The sequence below is a fragment of the Peribacillus sp. 05N428 genome (assembly GCF_056397085.1).
In genome coordinates this window covers 73,596-90,548 of sequence record NZ_JBFTMS010000020.1, presented here as the reverse complement: position 1 = coordinate 90,548, position 16,953 = coordinate 73,596, and the positions used below count along the sequence as shown (strand labels likewise).

Below are 16,953 nucleotides of genomic sequence, written 5' to 3'. Positions count from 1 at the left end.
TGTTTTCTACTATAAGATGGACTTTAGTTCTTCCCATTCTTCAAGTGAAAGTTTTTCGGTCATATGCTTATATGCATCAGGGACTTTTATCGAACACATAAGTTCCAGACTATTTCCATCAGGATCATTGAAGTAGACGGAAGCGTTTCCTTGGTTCGGACGCACAAAAGGTTCAATCGATGTCCTTTTTCCAAAAGGGACGACTTCTATTTTTAGAGATTGGAGCCAATTTAATGCATTTTTCATATTTTCATAGGATACCCGAAAGGCGATATGCCTTAGTGAAGGGTGGTATGGAGTTTTATATTCCTTCCCTTCCCATAAGCCGACCCAGCTTTTGTTTTCCTCAATCCAAAAGAAGGCAGTATCTTCATCCCTCCATGCTAGTTTCAAGCCTATTTTCTTATAAAAATCCATAGAGATGTCCAGGTTCTTGACTGGTAAATGGGCTTCATATAAACCTTCTATCATATTGGATTCTCCTTTCTTCTTTTAAGTAAAGGAACTCTTTTGCCGGGAAAATATCTCGCAATTATTTACTCTTAAGTCCTTTGCGACCATCAATATCCTCGGTTAGTTTACAGGGAAGGTCCTTTCTGTGACAGCCGCTACCTCCCCTCTTTTCACAATTAAAAAAATTGAATGCGTTCTATTATATAGAAGAAAATGGATTTAAAGGTTCCTACTATAATGGAAGAATGTTAGCTTTTGACCCGAATCCGCACTAATTTCCTCATTAATCGAAATCCGTTCAAAACCGTTTTTCACCAAAACCTTTTGGGAGGCGATACTGTCACTTGTCGTTTTGGCATGTATTTGCGTCACATTCAAATCCGGCGCCAGCTTCATCAAAAGCTTTAAAGCTTCATTTGCAATCCCTTTTTGCGTAAACGCTTCACCGATTCTATAACCGATATGAGCCGTACCCTTGATGGGGTCGATATCCACAAGATTAATCCTGCCGACGATTATGCCTGAACCATCCTTAATCAAATAAAAAGAGGAGATGGCCTCTTCTTGTTCTTTTAATAATTCCTTATGCCTGATCCCAAACGTTCCAAAGCTATAATAATCATCACCACGGCCTGGGACCGTTTGCTCGAAAAACTTTCTATTATTGCATTCAAATGTAAATAACGCTTGTGCATCCCGTTCATTAAGCCTGTCAATGTATATATCCATCATTCTTCCACCCTTTCAAAAAAACGCTAAGCATATGCGGCCTAATCTATCATTCAAGAAAACAAAGGGCTAATCCTTCCTGATAAATAAATATAGAATATTCTTTCATTCAACAGTTTTTAGGCAGCATCCAGTACCTTCTATTTTTAATCATTCGATGGTACAAACAAACCGTTTATATCGATAACACTGTCGCATATTGACAAAATTTGATACCCTCAATACCATATAATTCCAAGTGTGAATGGACCAATCATACCTACTACTTTTGATAAAAATCCAAAATTATTGAGAATAAATCTTTTTACACACGTTGTATTAAGTGTAAAAGCTTTTACAAAAAAACAAGGGGAATCATGTCATGAAGTCTACTGATAAAAATTTTATCGAGCGGTTGCAACGCCAAGAAGAAGACGCATTGGAGTTCATAGTGGATACCTATTTGCCACTAATCAAGGGGGTCACATATAAGGTTCTCTCTCCTCTTAGGAACGACGGTGTCATGGAAGAATGCATCAATGATATTTTTCTTTCAATCTGGAACAATTCAATAAAGTTCCATGGGGATACTACTGATTTCAGAAAATGGATTTGTGCGATCGCTAAGTTTAAAGCGATTGATTATTACCGAAAAGCCATGAAGAAAATGGAGCTTACATCAGGTTACACAGAAGTAGATCCAGAAAAATCTGCAGAAGACGAACTGATTATACTGGAAGACAGAAAAGAACTGCTTCAGTTAATTGACCTTTTAGAACCTGTAGATCGGGATATTTTTATCATGAAGTACTTTCTTGGTTTAAAAAATGAGGATATCTCGATAAAACTCGGGTTGACCAAAGCATCAATAGATAATCGAATTTATAGGGGAAAAAAGAAGCTAAGTCAAAAAGCTACGAATCTTAAGTTAGGAGGCAGTGTCGTATGAAGGATATTTATGAATTATTAAATGATATAGACATAGACGAAACTGAATTTAAGGAAATGGAAGTCAGCGACCTAGAAAAAGCTAAAGTCAAAAGAACCCTAAAAAAATCAATAAGCAAGAAGAAAAAAATGAAACGCTGGCAAAAGAATGTTCTGGCTGCTTCTATTATATTCGGGTTATCCACCGCAACGATTGGACTCTCGTTTACCGCTTCTGCTAAAAGCATTCCTCTGATAGGAGATATTTTCAGCTATTTTAGTAATGAAAACTCAGGTCTCTCCGATGATATCAAGAATGGAAAGGGTCTTTATAGTGATTATAAGGCCTACTCTAACGAAATTGGCCTTACTAAAGAAAGCAATGGCCTTACTTTCACGATAAATGACGCCATTTATGACGGAAAAACGGTAACCATCACTTATATTATAGAAAGCGAAGAAGATTTGGGTGACGGATCATTCTTTATTCCCAGCCCGAATATAAAAGAAATGAAAGCCCAAGGAGGATCGGATGGAATTTCAAAAGTAGCTGATAAAAAATATGTAGGCTTATTAACGGTTAGTAACTTAGAAGATCTTAAAGTAGATAAGGTAAATATAGACTGGGATATAAACAGCATTGGTATTACCGACATGGATAAAGAGATAAAAGGAAATTGGGACTTTTCCTTCTCTCTAAAGGCAACTGAAAGCAACGAGAAGGTCATCAATAAAAGTGTGAATCAACACGGTGTAAAAGTATCCGTCAAAAAACTATCGATCTCGCCAATGTCCTTTGTGGTTGATTATCATCAAGAAGTGTCCGACTCAGTCAAAAACAAATGGGATGAAGCCTATGTGGAGTTGTCCATTAGAGATGACTTAGGAAATGTGTATGCTGGTCAAGGTAACGGAGGAAGCGGTATCGATTCTTATAATTTGAACTTCAGCAAAACATTTCAAAAAATCGATCCAAACGCTACGAAACTGATTGCAACACCACATGTAACATTACGTAATTTCACTTCAGAGAACCACGGAGAAGCAACCATAACGGAAGATGGTGAAGAAAAGGTGTCATCCTTCCCAACCAAACCAAGTAGTGCTCCAAAAGAGTTGGTATTGGATGAAATCGTGATTGATTTGAAGAAATAACAATTTTACCTACAAGAGGTATACTGAACCCTAGATCCCAGAGTGGAGAAAGGTTCATGTATATCTCTTTTTTGTGACTTCTTATTCAGTCCATGAATAGATAAATACATGAATTACTTGAAAAGTCAAAAATAAATTATTTTCTTCTGGTAAAAAATCAGCGGATGATGTATCATAGGCTTCAGATGTTTATTATTCTCATTTGGTTAATCGGAATTAGGAGGAATATATATGATTGGTTATGTGTTTTTAAATCTTGCCATAATGCTCGTTCTTTTAGGCGTTTTATTTTACATGAATAAGAAGCATATTTCCTTTACAAAAAGGGTCTTTACTGGACTTGGTTTAGGAATTGTATTCGGACTTCTTTTGCAGTATTTCTATGAACCTCAGTCAGAGGCGATCGTTAAATCGGTCGATTGGTTTAACATTGTAGGTTCCGGCTATGTCAAGTTCCTGCAAATGATCGTCATGCCGCTTGTCTTCATTTCCATCTTATCCGCATTCACAAGATTGAAACTGACTAGCAATATTGGAAAGATCAGTGTCCTGATCATCGGAATCCTGCTTGGAACGACTGCGATTGCAGCAGCTGTCGGGATCACCTCGGCAACTGTATTCAATTTGGAAGCCGTTCAAATTGAGCAAGGGGAAGCGGAGTTAAGCCGCGGGGATCAAATATCGGAAACATACGGTACGATTCAGGATAAAACGATGCCGCAGCAAATTCTTGAATTGATTCCGTCCAATCCGTTCCTTGATTTAACGGGTGCACGTCCGACATCAACCATTTCCGTTGTAATTTTTGCTGCATTTCTTGGGATTGCCTATTTAGGAGTCAAAAGGAAACAGCCTGAACATGCTGAATTTTTTGCTAAAATAGTAGATACATTGCACAGCATCATCATGCGCGTAGTAACATTGATCCTGCGTTTAACACCTTACGGGATCTTGGCGATCATGACGAAGACGGTAGCTACGAGTGATTTGGATGCCATCCTGAAATTGGGGAAATTCGTAGGTGCCTCATATGTGGCCCTGATTGTCATGTTCCTTATCCATTTGCTATTGCTGATGCTTGCAGGATTGAATCCAATCGTATATTTGAGAAAAGCTTTCCCAGTATTATCGTTTGCCTTCACTTCAAGAACAAGTGCTGGCGCTCTGCCATTGAACATCCAAACACAGAAACAACTAGGGGTGTCCGAAGGTATTGCCAACTTTGCCGGATCCTTCGGCTTGTCGATCGGTCAGAACGGCTGTGCCGGAATCTATCCGGCCATGTTAGCGGTCATGATCGCTCCAACGGTTGGGATCAACCCGCTAGATCCTTCCTTTATCGCCATGTTGATTGCCATCGTGGCCATTAGTTCTTTCGGGGTTGCAGGTGTAGGCGGAGGAGCAACATTCGCTGCCATCCTTGTATTATCTGCAATGAACCTGCCAATCGCCTTGGCCGGCCTGTTGATTTCCGTCGAGCCATTGATCGATATGGGTAGAACGGCCGTGAATGTCAGCGGAAGCATGACTTCCGGTATTCTGACTAGTAAAATAACGGGTGACCTGGATAAAGAACAGTTCAGCGAAGAATCATCTTTGAAAATTGAAGCTGAAATGTAAAAGAAAAAAGCATCGGACTTCCTGTCATGGGAGGTTCGATGCTTTTTTACATATAGTCACTTTTTAATTTGCCTCGCTGCGTAATGCTTGGTCTGAAAACTAGGTAGCGCATGGAACATATACTGGACAGCTGCATATACCCCGCATGCAAGGAGGATTCCTGCGAGTACATCCAATACAGCATGCTGTTTCGTAAATAGCGTGGAGAGGATGATCAGTGTTCCGAATGCAGTGACACTGGCATACTCCCATTTGTGCTCTTCTTTCCGCTTATGGGCGACGATCATCATGATGAATGTGGTCAGTACATGTATGCTGGGAAGGCAGTTGACAGGTTGATCGTGACTATAGATGAACCGCATTAACTGGGCAAAGATATCGTTGCCCACGACTTCTGGACGCGGAACTGTCGTTTGCCAAAGGCAATATACAAGAAAACAGAGAAGTTTCCCCGATATCAAACTGCCTAATCCGACGAAATAGTGCTTTCGGTCAACGAAGCAATAGTAAATCAGCAATCCATAAATATACGGATACCAAAGTAAATAAGGAACGGCAAATTCTTTAATAAAGGGAATCTCCCCATCTATTATAGTCGTAACATCGACAGCATGACCTGAAGATTGATTGATGATTGAATAGATGGAACTAGTAATCATCAAAAGTAATAAATAATATAACGGGTGAAAGGATAGTATGGAATTGTTTTTCATAGCTCGCTCCGGCTTTCAATATATTGGTTTTTTTCAAGATTATTATACTACATTTTTCACTGGATTAACTCCTTAATCGCTAAAGTTAATGATTCCCATGAACTAGTAAAATGGATATCTCTTACTTTTCATCCGACTAAGAATACATAACGAAAGCCATGGCATATACCACGGCTCGATATGAAACTTATATGCGGGAAGGCAAAAGTGATCACTCCGCCATCTCTAGATTTTGTTATGGCGTTTTTTCCATATATACGTTAAGGAAATGAAGATGTAGATGCAAAGTGTAATGATCGTAACGACTATGGATGTCGTGAAAATGATTCCGATCAGGATCGTTATTAAAGCGATGATTGCAGCCCAAGTCGTATACGGGAACCATTTTACCGAATAGGCACTTGTTTTTCCGGACTGTTGTTTACGTGATTTCAAATGGGCGAAAGCAATGATCAACCAGATGAATAATACGGTATATCCAAGCGAACCCATTAGGAAGTCGAAGGTCTTGCTTCCAGCAAATAAAGAAATCAATACACCGCCATATAAAGCGGAAGTACATATTAATATTGCGGGAACAGGTACTTTCTTCTTGGATAAACGGGAAAAGATTTTCGGAACGCGACCATCCACGGCTTGTGTATACAGAACGCGGGATGAACCATACAACCCGGAGTTCATCGATGATATGATCGCTAATAGAACGACGGCATTCATGATATGGTCGGCACCTGGAATCCCGATCATTTGAAAGACCATCACAAACGGACTTTCCTTCACCCCGTTTACTTCGTTCCAAGGAATTAAGCTAACAATGATGAAAAAAGGAATGATATAGAAAGAAATGATCCTGACCAATGTACTGCGAACGGCCTTGGGAACCACCTTTTCAGGATTTTTCGTTTCAGCTAATGTGACCCCGATGATTTCCGTACCGCCATATGAATAGATTACCACCAGCATCGCCGTGATCAAACCCGTCGATCCATTCGGAAAGAAACCGCCATGTTCGGTCAAGTTAGAAAAACCGACCGCGGTATGATCACCAAAAGTAACGAGCAGCAACAATAATCCAGCCATGATGAACACAATGATGACCGTAATCTTGATTAAAGCAAGCCAGTACTCCGTTTCAGCAAAAACCTTTACCGACAGCAAGTTAACCGCAGTAACTAAAACCGAAACAGCTAATGCCAGTATCCAGATTGGATATCCGGGCAGCCAATATTGAAGGAAAATCGCCGCAACCACTGATTCGGCCGCGATATTCAATACCCACATTTTCCAATAGATCCAATCGAGGAAATAGGCAGGATACTTTCCTAAGATCGATTCGACCAAATCCCTGAATGTTCGTGCACCGCTATTGCGGACCGCCATTTCAGCTAAACCTTGCATGATGAATAATAGGATGATTCCTCCTATCAAGTACGCAATGATTACGGAAGGGCCTGCCATATCAATGGCTGAACTGCTTCCTTTAAATAAACCTGCCCCGATGGCACCGCCTAATGCCATCATCGTAATATGCCTTGAAGTCATTGTCCTCTGTAAATTCCGTTTGTCCGTTTCCATATCCTTACCTCCCAAAAATCAAAAAAAGCATATCGTCTCTTCCTTCATAATCAAATGAAGAAAGAGACGATATGCCTTAAGCTTACCGCGGTACCACTCTTATTGGCTCTTTAAAGAACCCTGCTTTAAAAACCTTGTAACGAAGGTTACTCGTTAAAACAAAAGAATGGAATCATTCCTATCTTTCGCTTTACCACTCCCAGGCAAGTTCAAAGTATCATTGGACTGCGTTGCACCAACCCGCAGCTCTCTTCACCGAATAATGAGCTTTTACTACTCCTGTTCATTGCGTTTCAAAAATTATATCTGAATATTTTTAATAATATCCCATACTATACGGACTCAAGTTAAATTTGTCAATAACTTTCTTAGGATAATATTTTCAAAGAAACAAAATAGGGGAAATCGTGAAAGCCCTTGACCTAATTATAGAATACTGGCGGACAAATAATATACAAATTCAATAGCACTTAAGGAACATCCTGCGGCTGCAGAATCAGGTGTTAGATAGTCTTAAAAGATGAAAATGAAGAACCCATGATGGTTGAAGCATATTTGCAAGGTTTCCAAAAGACAAAGAGTGCCCTTTATGGAAACCCTCAATTTACCAGTAGTTTCGTAAATTCAACAATGTTCTTATGACTTATTTAGCAGGGGCTATATAGAAATAAACCCCACTTTCCTTGTCTATCGCAGGGCTTACTTCACTAGTTTGTGTTTTAACGATAGGACTTTGATCATCACTTAATCCAGTGTAAATTGTAAAATCCTTTCCTGATTGTGTTGTTGTTCCCCAACTGATCTGGGAAGAATACTTTTTGACTTTATCGTTTTTAACAAGAACATCTTGATCAGGGTCATACCAAGCAAACTTTCCTTCTTGCTCACTAATGCTTGATACCCCTACTCCCAAGCCTTCTTCAAATTGTTTCTTATAAATAACAAATGTTTCTCCGTTTTCACTAACTTCTCCAATGATGTCTTCTTTTTTTATCTTTTCTTCTTTAATGCCATGATTAATCGTTTCTTCTTTGGTTTTATACCATTTCAATTCACTCGTTCCGTTATCGGCTATTGCAGAACACCCTGTAAGTGCAATCATGGCTATTGCAAAAGGTAGCAATACTTTCACTTTAAAAATCCCCCTTTTAAGAAAAGATGCAATACTTAAATCGTGCATTCGATGCAAATAAAATTACAATATATAGAAAAAAGCATTTCCCTATCCATTCCCACTGGTCACCTAATCAAATCAATATATTCATAAAAGCCCAGACTCTCCTAAACGTTTAAAATTCCATCCCTAACCATGATGCAGCCACCATCAGAACCCCAACGACAATCACTATAACCGGTCCTACAACAATTAATCCAAATAGCAGTGAGCCTACTGCGTCCAGGAAGATTCGAAATGGTCCTGCTTTTTCCTTTTTATTCTGTTGCTGCGTCAATAAGTCTTCAAGATGACCGACTTTTTGCTTCAATTGCTGCAACTCTTGAATCACTTTTGTGTCCTGGTCCATGGATTACCACCCTCTTTAATTAACAATAAGTGTTAATTCTATCATTTACATCCATTTTTTAAAAGTGAGATTTAACCTCGAAACCGAATCTATTTTAAAACTATTTTTTCAAATTCTGTCATCAATGATACAATAACATGGTCTGAAATCAATCCACTCTATAGAACACGTGAGGTATTATATTTTTTATGAAAGCAATACGATTATTAAAGAGTTTTAACTTTTTATATTTTGGACTGCTTGCCATTTTCATACCGTTTCTCCCAGTCTATCTGGCTGATCAAGGTTTGCGTCCAGCCCAAATCGGATTCATCATCGGTACAGGAGGTTTTGTCACCCTCATTACCCAGCCTTTATGGGGAATGATCAGCGACAAAACAAGGACTATACGAAAAGTCCTGTTGTTACTCATCTTTTTCTCGAGCGTAATCGGTTATTTCCTCTATGATTCAAGCAGTTATCTTCAGCTCATCCTGTTTGCCATGCTGCTATATTTCTTTCTGATGCCGATCGATCCCCTGACGGAAAGCCTCAATTTTACGATGGCAGAGAAATCCGGGATCAGCTACGGCTCCATTCGGACATATGGTGCATTGGGTTATGCGGTCATATCGCTGATCACCGGCTATGTTATGTCATATTTCGGAGCGAACAGCCTTGCGTTCCTTTTTGCAGGAATAGGTTTGATCAGCTTCATTGTCAGCTGGATGATGCCTGATGCTCCCGTTTCAGGGAAACCTGTCACCTTAAGCAGCCTTAAGCATTTTTTCAGTAATAAAGAGACGCTTCTCTTTCTGTTATTGGTCTTTATCTGTGCTGTTCCAGCAAGGATGAACGATACCTTCCTTGGAGTATATATCCGGGAACTTGGAGGAAGTGCCAAGCTTGTAGGCTTGACCTGGTTCTTGGCGGCGGGAAGTGAAATCGTTGTATTCGCCCTAAGCTTTTGGTGGCTGCGTAAAGGTAAGGAAATCATCATCATTTCGTTTGCAGCAGCGTTTTTCTTTATCCGTTATTTCGTCTCTGCGTGGATTACCGATCCACAGCTATTAGCTTATTTGCAGGTCATGCAGCTATTGACTTTCCCGATTTTCTACTCGGCGGCTATCCAATATCTATACCGGATCGTTCCGGTGGAATGGCGTGCCACAGGCCAGACCGTACTGGCGCTGCTATTCTTCGGGGTTTCGGGAATCATTGCTTCTTATATAGGCGGAGCCATATATGGAGCATATGGCGGGAAGACCCTTTACTTGTTCATTTCCTCCATCTCCTTTATAGGAATGGTATTCGCTTTGGTTCTTTATCGGATATACGGAACGAGGCTCGATACCGCAGAGGAAGCTGTATAATCTAAAAAACTGTATAAAAAAGAGCATGTTTTGATTAAAACATGCTCTTTTTACATTCCGTTAGCGAAATAAGGGGGCAACCGTCAACATTAACACAGAGATGCAAAGCAGTATAGTAGTTGTCCTGTTTGAGAGTTTTACTTGTTTGCCATTTTTATAGAAACCTGAAAATTGAAGCCGGTTTTTATAGAGTACATAAAGTAATGGAAAAATTGCCATACCAACGATCCATCCGCCCGTGGTATTCTCTACGGTTATTCCAAAAATCGCATAGATTGAATTAATGATGAGCCCCATTATCATTCCAATAACGAAAATAATAGTGATTATACGAAATAATTCTAAAATCACTCTTAACATCATTTCACCTACTTTTTTCCTGTAATCCGTAAAAAAGGCTGCAATCAGCAACCTTGAATGAACTTTACAGGATGGGATATTTCCCTAAATATAACAAACTTTCCTCTATTGGTAAATAGACGCTCTTTACTCTTCTTCTTGAACGAGCGAATGCTTAAATGCGTAAATCACTGCTTGCGTGCGGTCCTGCACGGCAAGCTTGCTTAATATATTGCTGACATGCACTTTGGCGGTTTTCAGGGCTATGTATAGTTCATCGGCAATTTCCTGATTCGTTTTCCCTTGTGTCATCAGCAGTAAAATTTCCATTTCACGGTTTGTCAATTGATCATGAAGCTGGGTGATTTTTGGGCGACGCAGCTTTTCCATCATTTTTCCCGTCACTTCAGGTTCAAGTACGCTTTGACCCTGGAAAGTGGAACGGACGGCTTTCGCAATCTCGCTGGCCTTTGATGTTTTCAGCATATAGCTCGTCGCTCCGGCTTCCAATGCCGGGTACACTTTTTCATCATCCAGGAAGCTTGTCACAATGATGATCTTTGCTTCTGGCCATTTTTCAATAATTCGTTTCGTCGCTTCTATGCCGTCCATTTCCGGCATCACCAAATCCATCAAAATGATATCCGGACGCAATTCCACTGCCAGTTCGACAGCTTTCAAACCATTATCCGCTTCCCCGATCACTTCGATATCCGACTGTGCGGATAAATAAGCCGATACCCCTATCCTTACCATTTCATGGTCATCGACAAATAATACTTTAATCATCATGATCACCTCCAGCATTTAATAATGGGATTTTCACTTCAAGTTTCGTTCCTTTATTCGGAACACTTACAATTTGCATCGTCCCGCCTAATTCAACAGCCCGTTCATGCATGTTTTGGAGACCATATGATCCCGTTTTCGACTCCTCGACGTTAAAACCGATGCCGTCATCCGTTATTCGTAAAATGATCAATCCATCACGAACGATCAATAGCACTTCAAGCGAATTCGCTTTTGCATGTCTCAGCGTATTGGAAATCGATTCTTGTAAAATCCGAAACAGATGGTCCTCAATCCCCTTATCCAGAGTGACAGGCTCCATCTTCCAATTTATATCCATCGTCACTTTTTGGGCCAATTCCAAAAGAAGCTCCTTCATTCCTTCATGTAGAGATTTTCCCTTTAATGCAACAGGCCTCAAGTGAAGCAATAGCGCCCTCATCTCAAGCTGGGATTGATGGATCATTTCTTCCACTACCTTGAATTGTTTCATTTCCGTTTTTTCCATATCGGATTGTGATTCGGTGATGGCCGACATGAACATCGAAGCCGCAAACAATTGCTGGCTCACCGAATCATGCAGCTCCCGCGCTAAACGGTTTCGTTCCTGGGAAACGATTTCCTGGATCTGTTTCTCCTGATCAATGGCCTTTTCATTCGCCATTTTTTGCGATAATTTAGTCTGCTCATTGATTTGCTTATGGATCAGGTGCATCCGTTCCGCCATTTTAGCCATCTCTTGAATTGGATACGTTTCCTGTTGCGAGGGTAAGCGGCCCTGTTCAAGGAAATGCAGACCTTCATCCACCCTTTCAAGCTGTCTCTTCCAAAACATCCCCGAAACGACTCCATAAATCAGCCCTACCGTCATGACCAGGCTTGGCAAAAATATGACGAAGGGTAATCCCATGACCACTTTCTCCCACAATACACTCCAATCGGATAAAGGAAAGATGAAGAAAACCATCGCCGGCAAAGCAAGGGAAAGAACGAAAGCAACACCAAGGGCAGTCAATATCTGCCGTGTCATTATGCTCATATCCGCTTCACCTCTAAATCGCCAACTAAGATTGAAGTGATGATATGAACCTTGTGATCCGTTTCATTGAACCCTTCCGTTTGGTAGGAATAAATTTGATTAAAGACCCTGGACTCAGGTTTATTTTCAAAAATCCGCGCCCGGCCCGCAATGACAGAATGATGGACCCTGATTTCGATGCCATACGGTACAAGGACGGTGATATTGCCAATGATATTCCTGATCGAAATGACAGCATCGCCTTTCGGTAAAATCGTTTTGCTTAAATCGATAACCGTATCACCGACCCCGCCCTGAACATTCACGGAATTCCATTCATATACATGTTCGGTCGTTTGTTGATGACCAAACAACTTATTTTTAAATAGATAATCGGTTTTCAGCAGTCGTTCCTTATTGATCTTTTCTTCGTCCGAATCATCATTGGTTAAAATGGGACTGACCCAATCAGGATTTTTTTTGGACTGATAATATAAAAGCAAAAGATAAATGAGGATCGCCATTAGGAAAAATCTAAAGACGAACATATTCAAGACTGTAATGATAAGGGAAATCAGCCCTATAAAAAATAGGATTTTCCCGATTGTCCGTTTTGTGAATTTCCTGCCTAAATAGATACATCCTATTGAAAAAGCGATGGAAAAAAGGAGACCCCCACCCGTAAATGAAATCTCTAAAAAAAGCAGGACGACTCCGATGAGAAGTATCCATCCCATATAGTCCGTCTTCATCTTGTTCAACATCGGTTCGCCTCCCCTTTATATGATCATGATATTCTTAAAAGGCACAGAAACCCGTGCCTTTTAAGAATACCATGAAATTATCACGTTCTGACAGCCTGTTTTCCCCCGCCCTCCTTTCCAAAAGGCCAGGGGATGACAGCGATGCCTAAAAAAACTTTACGCTTCTTTCTGTTCCAATTCTTTTTCAAGCTGAACAATCCTGGCATCGATCGTATGCCGATTATAATCTGTATGGACCTGGTGCTCGATGCGATCGATATAATGCTCCATTTCTTCAAACATCGCTACCGGTTTGGCTTCGGAACTGCCTCCGTCCAAAACCCGATTGATCCGGTTGTTTGCCCGGGCAATATTTTCCCTGCCCATCAGTTCCAACCGCTTTAGATGCATATCCTTCAGCTTATGTTTCATTTCTTCATATTTCCGTTCCAGCTCAGCCAACTGTACCTCAGCACTTTTATGCGCCTCTTTCAAACTTTGCGCCCGCTCTTCATAGTGCAGGCTTTCCTTGACAGCAAATTCCATCAAATCGGTTTCTCCCGACTGCTTGGCAATCTCAGCCTGATGCTTACGTTTTTCAGCTAGATTTTGCGCTTGATTATACTCACGTGTAAACTCTTCTTTCAAAAGATATTGACGTTCAAGCAACTTACCGACCTTTTCCGTCTCCTGCTCACATTGACGCAAATATTGATTTAACATCCCTATTGGATTTTTTTGCTCCTTTTTATCCAATAGATCGTGAAAATCAGCCGAAATCGTTTGTTTCATTCTTGAAAATAAATTACCCATTCCCATTACATCCCTTCTATTAGTTCTTATTCAACTCTTTCCACTCTCTTTCAAAATTTGAGAATGGGTCACTTTCTTTCGATGATGCACTTTCATCATTTTCATTCCATTTTTTATAAACCAGGTAAAGAACATAAGCTGCCACCAGTCCCAATATTGCCGGGATATGGGAAATAGAAACGATCAGCACGATAATGGAGACTGACCCCCACGCAATCTTCGCCCCTGTCGATTCGGACTTCATGAACTGCTTGAACCCAAAGTATAGGATCGCCAAGCAAATCGCCAGGCTGATCAGTGGACCAACGTTCGCCAGCAACAGGAAAAGTGCGATCAGTCCTACAATAAATAAACCAAATTTCTTCATTGTTTTCGTCCTCCTTTCTATGTTTATATCTTATCTACTTTTACAAGTTCGTATAATGAGCCTTAGCTATATTTTCTAGTAAGACTTAAGGCGTAGACGCTGTAAGTCCGGTGCTAATGAGAGTGTTTTGGCGGTTTACTCGGGAATTTGCACCTTACTTGTAAGATTGAGTGATATATTCGTGGGTTTGAGTGATATGCTCATGAATTTTGCTGTTTTACTCGTAAATTTGCGCTATTTACTCGTGAGTTAGCACTATTTACTCGTGAGTTTGAGCAGTTTACTCGTGAATTCTACGGCTTTACTCGTGAGTTTGAGCAGTTTACTCGTGAATTTGCACTTTACTCGTGAATTCTGCGGCTTTACTCGTGAGTTTGAGCACTTTACTCGTGAATTTGCACTTTACTCGTGAGTTTGGGCGCTTTACTCGTGAATTTGCGCTATTTACTCGTGAGTTTGAGCAGTTTACTCGTGAATTTGCACTTTACTCGTGAGTTTGGGCGCTTTACTCGTGAATTTGCGCTATTTACTCGTGAGTTTGGGCACTTTACTCGTGAATTTGCACTTTACTCGTGAGTTCTGCTGCTTTACTTGTGAGTTTGGGCACTTTACTCGTGACTTTGCGCTATTTACTCGTGAGTTTGGGCACTTTACTCGTGAATTTGCGCTATTTACTCGTGAGTTTGGGCAGTTTACTCGTGAATTCCGCGGCTTTACTCGTGAGTTTTGAAAATAAAAAAATCTTCCGATTGTATATAACCGGAAGATTGGTGAGCTGCCATTATCATTATACATATAAGCCTTCGACGTAAACTGAGGTGATGGTTTGAGCGATTTCTTCTACTGAACTTTGATGTTCGTTTCGGACGATTTCCCACAGATACATTTCATTTGTGAAAAACCATCCTCTTGCGACAAGCTCATGGTTTAGTTCCGTTCTTGCCAGCCCATTTTGCTGTGCATAGGCGACGTCCTGTGAAATTCGCTGAATGAACTTCATGCGGATCGCTTTCCATTTATCTGAAATAATGGTTGATATGCCAATGGCCTGTTCGAAAACTTGCATCATATTGCGTTCAGCTTCTGCCATTTTCAAAAATGCATTAGCTTGTCTGTTGATGATATGTTTTGCTTCGTCTTTTGATTTTGGGAAGAAAGAGGTCTCGGCAATTTCATAGAATTGCTCCATTACATTCTCCATTAATACAATTAACAGATCCTCTTTCCCTTTAAAATGAACATAGGCCGTCCCGTATCCGATGTTTGCTCTTTTGATCATTTGGGAAATAAGCGCAGCTTGATAACCTTCTTCAAGAAATATTTCCTTTGCAGCTTCCAATAGCTTTTGTCGTGTCATGATCGAGCGTAAATGCCGTTTATCTCCTACTTTGCCATTCTCCATGCTTATTCCTCCCTTTATCTTCTAGCATAAAGGATTTCCATAAAATAAAAAACATTTGTTGGAATGTCAGTTTTAATGTTTATAATTTTCTGAATTAACTTATTGACACCGTGTCATATTCTTTGGTACGATTCTCCTAGAATTTAAAAAAACTAATATAGGAGGATGATTATGGTTTCTGAATATACATTGGATCACGCTAAACAAATGGATGAGAATGATACGCTTAAAGATTTTCGGGAAGAGTTTTATTTAAAGCCGGATTCCATCTATATGGATGGAAACTCATTGGGGCTTCTTTCGAAAAGGGCTGAACGAACTCTTCTGGAGTCTTTGGAAGATTGGAAAGAGCATGGGATTGATGGATGGACGCAAGGGAATCACCCATGGTTTTTCATGGCTGAGAAATTGGGCGCGAAGATGTCCCAATTGGTCGGAGCTTCTCCCGAGGAAGTTATTGTAACCGGCTCCACAACAGTAAATCTGCATCAGCTTGTAGCTACTTTTTATAAGCCTGAAGGAATGCGCAGAAAGATTTTGGCTGATGAATTAACCTTCCCGACTGATATTTATGCTCTTCAAAGTCAGCTGCGTACACATGGATACGATCCGGAAACCGATCTCATCCGCGTGAAAAGCCGTGATGGCCGATTTCTTGAAGAAGATGACATTATCGAAGCAATGACCGATGACATCGCTTTGATCATCTTGCCAACGGTCCTGTATCGCAGCGGTCAAATACTGGATATGAAACGATTGACTGATGAAGCTCATAAAAGAGGAATTGTAATCGGATTTGACGGATGTCATTCCATCGGTGCCATCCCGCATTCATTCAGCGAATGGGATGTGGATTTTGCGTATTGGTGCAATTATAAACATTTAAATGGCGGCCCTGGCGGTGTTGGAGGTTTATATGTAAATCGAAAACATTTTGGGACGATGCCTGGATTGGCTGGATGGTTCGGCTCCAAAAAAGATAAACAATTCGATATGGAACATACCTTAACACCAGCTGAATCAGCAGGAGCGTATCAAATTGGCACGCCGCATGTGTTAAGTTGTGCACCTTTGATTGGGTCTTTGGACATTTTTATAGAAGCTGGAATTGAAAATATTCGTGAAAAATCCCTGAAAGTCAATCAATATTTAATGGATTTAGTCGAATTCGAATTGGAAGACATGGGCTTTTTCATTGGAACTCCCAGAGAAGACATCCGCCGCGGTGGTCATGTAAGCCTCGAGCATAAAGAAGCTGCACGGATATGCAAGGCATTGAAAGAGAACGGTGTCATTCCAGATTTCCGTGCACCTAACATCATTCGCCTCGCCCCGGTTGCACTCTATACTTCTTATGCGGAAGTTTGGGAAGTTGTACAAATTCTCAAGAAAATCATGTCAGAAAAACAATATGAAAAATACAAGAATGAGCGTGAAGTGGTCGCATAACCCGGAG

General features: G+C 40.5%; 17 protein-coding genes and 1 other annotated feature. Of the genes, 5 read left to right on the top strand and 12 right to left on the bottom strand.

Features of this window, described 5'->3' with window-relative positions; translation table 11 throughout:
* Window positions 1-9 precede the first annotated feature (9 nt).
* Together AC1DIV_RS18280 and AC1DIV_RS18275 are read right to left on the bottom strand one after the other, a co-directional pair.
* A complete protein-coding gene (locus tag AC1DIV_RS18280) occupies window positions 10-471 on the bottom strand; it encodes a VOC family protein (RefSeq protein ID WP_477577083.1) in 462 nt (153 codons plus the stop codon).
* Between the two features lie 201 nt (window positions 472-672).
* A complete protein-coding gene (locus AC1DIV_RS18275) occupies window positions 673-1,182 on the bottom strand; it encodes a GNAT family N-acetyltransferase (RefSeq protein ID WP_477577081.1) in 510 nt (169 codons plus the stop codon).
* 361 nt (window positions 1,183-1,543) lie between these two features.
* Between AC1DIV_RS18275 and AC1DIV_RS18270 the strand changes: the two genes are divergently transcribed.
* The 3 genes from AC1DIV_RS18270 to AC1DIV_RS18260 all read left to right on the top strand — a co-directional run bounded on the left by AC1DIV_RS18270 (window position 1,544) and on the right by AC1DIV_RS18260 (window position 4,863).
* The gene (locus AC1DIV_RS18270; protein WP_477577079.1) at window positions 1,544-2,110 is read left to right on the top strand and encodes a sigma-70 family RNA polymerase sigma factor; all 567 of its coding nucleotides are present in this window, start codon (window positions 1,544-1,546) and stop codon (window positions 2,108-2,110) included.
* Complete coding sequence (locus AC1DIV_RS18265; RefSeq protein ID WP_477577077.1) at window positions 2,107-3,243, top strand: DUF4179 domain-containing protein; 1,137 nt, start codon at window positions 2,107-2,109, stop codon at window positions 3,241-3,243. Before AC1DIV_RS18270 ends, AC1DIV_RS18265 begins: the two co-directional genes overlap by 4 nt.
* A gap of 231 nt (window positions 3,244-3,474) precedes the next feature.
* Entirely contained in the window at window positions 3,475-4,863 is a 1,389-nt protein-coding gene (locus tag AC1DIV_RS18260; RefSeq protein ID WP_072273439.1) for an L-cystine transporter, read from the top strand.
* 56 nt (window positions 4,864-4,919) lie between these two features.
* On the opposite strand, the gene AC1DIV_RS18255 is transcribed toward AC1DIV_RS18260, so the two are convergent.
* From AC1DIV_RS18255 to AC1DIV_RS18240, 4 genes are all read right to left on the bottom strand, one after another.
* On the bottom strand, window positions 4,920-5,576 hold the full coding sequence (locus AC1DIV_RS18255) for a phosphatase PAP2 family protein (protein ID WP_477577075.1): 657 nt from the start codon (window positions 5,574-5,576) through the stop codon (window positions 4,920-4,922).
* Between the two features lie 225 nt (window positions 5,577-5,801).
* Window positions 5,802-7,151: an amino acid permease gene (locus AC1DIV_RS18250; RefSeq protein WP_477577073.1), complete on the bottom strand. Its 1,350-nt coding sequence runs from the start codon at window positions 7,149-7,151 to the stop codon at window positions 5,802-5,804.
* Window positions 7,152-7,210: 59 nt separating this feature from the next.
* Window positions 7,211-7,447, bottom strand: a binding site (T-box leader).
* A 347-nt stretch (window positions 7,448-7,794) separates the two neighbouring features.
* The gene (locus AC1DIV_RS18245; RefSeq protein WP_477577071.1) at window positions 7,795-8,283 is read right to left on the bottom strand and encodes a hypothetical protein; all 489 of its coding nucleotides are present in this window, start codon (window positions 8,281-8,283) and stop codon (window positions 7,795-7,797) included.
* Between the two features lie 157 nt (window positions 8,284-8,440).
* Window positions 8,441-8,674, bottom strand: coding sequence for a hypothetical protein (locus tag AC1DIV_RS18240; protein ID WP_063594544.1), 234 nt, complete (start codon window positions 8,672-8,674; stop codon window positions 8,441-8,443).
* 188 nt (window positions 8,675-8,862) lie between these two features.
* Between AC1DIV_RS18240 and AC1DIV_RS18235 the strand changes: the two genes are divergently transcribed.
* On the top strand, window positions 8,863-10,026 hold the full coding sequence (locus AC1DIV_RS18235; protein WP_048679493.1) for an MFS transporter: 1,164 nt from the start codon (window positions 8,863-8,865) through the stop codon (window positions 10,024-10,026).
* Window positions 10,027-10,512: 486 nt separating this feature from the next.
* Here the strand turns inward: AC1DIV_RS18235 and AC1DIV_RS18230 are convergent, their stop codons facing one another.
* The 6 genes from AC1DIV_RS18230 to AC1DIV_RS18205 all read right to left on the bottom strand — a co-directional run bounded on the left by AC1DIV_RS18230 (window position 10,513) and on the right by AC1DIV_RS18205 (window position 15,497).
* Complete coding sequence (locus AC1DIV_RS18230; RefSeq protein WP_477577108.1) at window positions 10,513-11,154, bottom strand: response regulator; 642 nt, start codon at window positions 11,152-11,154, stop codon at window positions 10,513-10,515.
* A complete protein-coding gene (locus tag AC1DIV_RS18225; protein WP_477577070.1) occupies window positions 11,147-12,193 on the bottom strand; it encodes a sensor histidine kinase in 1,047 nt (348 codons plus the stop codon). The genes AC1DIV_RS18230 and AC1DIV_RS18225 overlap by 8 nt, the downstream gene beginning before the upstream one ends.
* Window positions 12,190-12,936, bottom strand: a complete 747-nt coding sequence (gene liaF / locus AC1DIV_RS18220) for a cell wall-active antibiotics response protein LiaF (protein ID WP_034309576.1) — start codon at window positions 12,934-12,936, stop codon at window positions 12,190-12,192. Before liaF ends, AC1DIV_RS18225 begins: the two co-directional genes overlap by 4 nt.
* A 156-nt stretch (window positions 12,937-13,092) precedes the next feature.
* A complete protein-coding gene (locus tag AC1DIV_RS18215) occupies window positions 13,093-13,728 on the bottom strand; it encodes a PspA/IM30 family protein (protein WP_034309579.1) in 636 nt (211 codons plus the stop codon).
* 19 nt (window positions 13,729-13,747) lie between these two features.
* Window positions 13,748-14,095, bottom strand: a complete 348-nt coding sequence (locus AC1DIV_RS18210; RefSeq protein WP_034309581.1) for a lmo0954 family membrane protein — start codon at window positions 14,093-14,095, stop codon at window positions 13,748-13,750.
* A gap of 787 nt (window positions 14,096-14,882) precedes the next feature.
* Window positions 14,883-15,497, bottom strand: coding sequence for a TetR/AcrR family transcriptional regulator (locus tag AC1DIV_RS18205; RefSeq protein ID WP_063594548.1), 615 nt, complete (start codon window positions 15,495-15,497; stop codon window positions 14,883-14,885).
* 171 nt (window positions 15,498-15,668) lie between these two features.
* Between AC1DIV_RS18205 and kynU the strand changes: the two genes are divergently transcribed.
* Window positions 15,669-16,946 carry a kynureninase gene (gene kynU / locus AC1DIV_RS18200; protein WP_477577068.1) on the top strand — a complete coding sequence of 426 codons (1,278 nt, stop codon included), beginning with the start codon at window positions 15,669-15,671 and terminating at the stop codon, window positions 16,944-16,946.
* The last annotated feature ends 7 nt before the right edge of the window (window positions 16,947-16,953 follow it).